This window comes from Bergeyella anatis (assembly GCF_036016955.1).
Lineage (GTDB): Bacteria > Bacteroidota > Bacteroidia > Flavobacteriales > Weeksellaceae > JAYWXI01.
The window spans coordinates 1-418 of record NZ_JAYWXI010000150.1; the positions used below are offsets into that span (position 1 = coordinate 1).

The 418-nt window shown below is 34.4% G+C and carries 1 pseudogene; it reads left to right on the forward strand.

The window, feature by feature from the left end:
- Positions 1–50: 50 nt before the first annotated feature.
- Positions 51–418: pseudogene (locus tag VQ048_RS12700) on the forward strand (hypothetical protein); the annotation flags it as partial.

Here is a 418-nt window from a genome sequence, read left to right on the forward strand (position 1 = left end):
AAGAAATTAAAAAAGCGTTTAAAGATAAATATAAACCAATATTTTAAGTTATGGAAAAGATGATTATTATCCTGTTGTTTATCATCATATTCTTTCTATTATGGGAAAGAAATTTTTTAAAACCCAAAAGTAAAAATTCTACTCCCAAAAGTAGCAATCCCCTAAAGTCCAAAGAGAAAGAGCCTTATACTGTAATAGGTAAGAGTAAATTTATTGCTCCCAAAGTTGATGAATCAGTACGAAAAACTGAGGAGTCATTACCCTCAAACCAAGAATCAATAAAGGCACAACCAGAGCTCAAAAAAACCTCTATTCCTGCACAAATTCCTGATGAGGATTTAGAAGCGATATTCAGTAAAGAACTCAATGAAGACGAGGAAGAGGACCTCCGAGCGATGCGTACTCCCGAAGAGGACGA